Here is a 2,157-nt window from a genome sequence, read left to right on the forward strand (position 1 = left end):
AAGTATGTTGATATGATATTAAATTAAAAGCTTATTTAAACTATGTTATATCCATCTTATTTTCTAGAAAAGCTTTTCCTTTTAAACTTAACGCAAAACCCTTATCGGTTGAACTTAAATTTAACTTTTCGCAAACAACTATATTATCATTGTTAATATTTATCAATCCAGATACGCTTTCAACGCTTGTAACTTTAGTGCATGGCACTTTAACCCCCGCCATAGTTCTAGTGCAGCCAATTATATCTGAGTCAAGCAGATCATTTTTAGTGATAGTCTGAGCAGTGTGATTTGCAGTTAAGTTTTTACCAAGACTTGATTTTAAAACTACTTTGCCATTGTGAGGACATACAATAGTATCTTTTGTAGTAAGAGGTGTCATTTTTCCCTTTTTTAAATTATTTTTTATAAAACTTTATAGAATATTTTATAGAAATTTGTGCATTTTTCGTAAAAATATTTTAATAAAATCTTTTAGTAAAATGAATTTTATTAAAAAATAATAAACAATTTTAAATTTATTGTCATTTGCCAAAGATAAATTTTCTTAGTTTTGTTGGATTTTATCTATTTTTTATATCTTGTAAAAATTTCTCTATGCAAGATAAAATCTCCAATTTTGCATTTACCTGACTTAAGAACTATACTATTATTTTGTTTTTCAACTTCAATATCACAAAAATCGTTGTTATATTCCATAGAAAATATTTTTATAATAGCTTTTGCAGGAGATTTTAAATTGATTATTCTAACAACTGAATAATTCATATCATTTGGCTTTTCTGTATAAAAATTTGTATTCCAATCATCAAAGGCGCTACCATTTTTAGAATATCCAATTTCACAATAAATTCCGTCCATCATCTCATCATTATAGCAATTATCACTTATTTGAAAGGCTTGTTTATCGGCTACATAAATACCTTGCCAATCCTTTACAAAAGTAGGAAATTCTTTAGCATAAGTGATGCTTAAAAACATTAAGAATAAAAAAATATATTTCATTGTTCTGCTTCCTTATTTGGTTGTGGCAATAAAAGCAATTATTTTCATCAAGAATTTGTATAATTTTACCTTATTTTTTAGGGTTTTGCTTCATTATAAGATCTTATCCTTTATATTTTTTTCAAAAATTTATAAGTCCCATGCTCTTACCAAATAACAAATTCTCTAAAATATTAAAAGGATATAAGGCATTGCATAAAGTTAAATAAATAAAAATTATTGTATGAAATTTTGGCTTTTTGTATGCTACAAACAATAAAGCCACAAAAAATAAAATCAAACAACTTTCATAAATAATAAACGTTGTTTTGTTTATATTAAGCACAGTTTGTAATAGCCCTAGCATATTGTCATTGATTATCATGTAATATATATCATTGATAGTAAAAAATATCAGAAAAGCACCTGATATAAAAATGGCTCTAAATTTGTGTTTTAATAGTAATATTGGTATAAAAATACAAAATAACCATATTAAAATAGTATTTATCATTGTATAGCCTTGCATAAAAATATAGTAAAATGCTAATCTAATAAAAAAATATCACATTTTTTATTTTGCTTATTGTCGCAACCAAAATAAAATTTATAATTATTATTCCAAATTTCAAAGCTTCCGCCTGCATTAATTTCAAAAAAATAATCAATATTATCTAAAGAAAATCTTCCTCTAATAACACAAGGAATTTGATCAAAAATGCGGTAAGAAGTTTGCCAGTCTTCATATTTTTGACTGATTTTAAAAAACTCTTTTAATGACTTCTCATTAAATTTCCATCCTTTACAAGCTTTTTCTAAGCCAAAATATTGCTTGTTTAACAATATTGATTTATCAATGTAAATTCTTTCAATTTTAGAAAAATCTTTTATTGATAGATTAAGATTTTGCTCAGTTGCTGATGTTAAGTCAATAATCATACTCGTATAGATTAGCACCTTCACTACTTGTCTTATATGAAATTTTATCGTATTCACGGATATTCTTATCGATCAAATTATATTTTGATTTTAAAAAATATTAGGTTTTTGATAGGTTTTTTGCTTTTTTATTGTCTCATCCATAGCTTGCATTTCTTCTAAAGTTTTCATTTGTTTTTCCTTAAAATAATTTTTAAATTTTTTTATTTGTTAAAATTTTCCAAAGCTTTATCT

The 2,157-nt window shown here is 24.5% G+C and carries 3 protein-coding genes; all 3 read right to left on the bottom strand.

Annotation, left to right across the window (positions count from 1 at the left end):
• Positions 1-40: 40 nt before the first annotated feature.
• The 3 genes from H2279_RS08370 to H2279_RS08380 all read right to left on the bottom strand — a co-directional run bounded on the left by H2279_RS08370 (position 41) and on the right by H2279_RS08380 (position 1,980).
• Positions 41-382: a hypothetical protein gene (locus H2279_RS08370; protein WP_337196258.1), complete on the bottom strand. Its 342-nt coding sequence runs from the start codon at positions 380-382 to the stop codon at positions 41-43.
• Between the two features lie 185 nt (positions 383-567).
• Complete coding sequence (locus tag H2279_RS08375) at positions 568-1,005, bottom strand: hypothetical protein (RefSeq protein ID WP_337196259.1); 438 nt, start codon at positions 1,003-1,005, stop codon at positions 568-570.
• Positions 1,006-1,530: 525 nt separating this feature from the next.
• Positions 1,531-1,980 carry a hypothetical protein gene (locus H2279_RS08380; RefSeq protein WP_337196260.1) on the bottom strand — a complete coding sequence of 150 codons (450 nt, stop codon included), beginning with the start codon at positions 1,978-1,980 and terminating at the stop codon, positions 1,531-1,533.
• Positions 1,981-2,157 lie beyond the last annotated feature (177 nt).

Origin of the sequence: Campylobacter sp. B0100352/1 (genome assembly GCF_020135855.1) — a bacterium.
GTDB lineage: Bacteria > Campylobacterota > Campylobacteria > Campylobacterales > Campylobacteraceae > Campylobacter_D > Campylobacter_D taeniopygiae.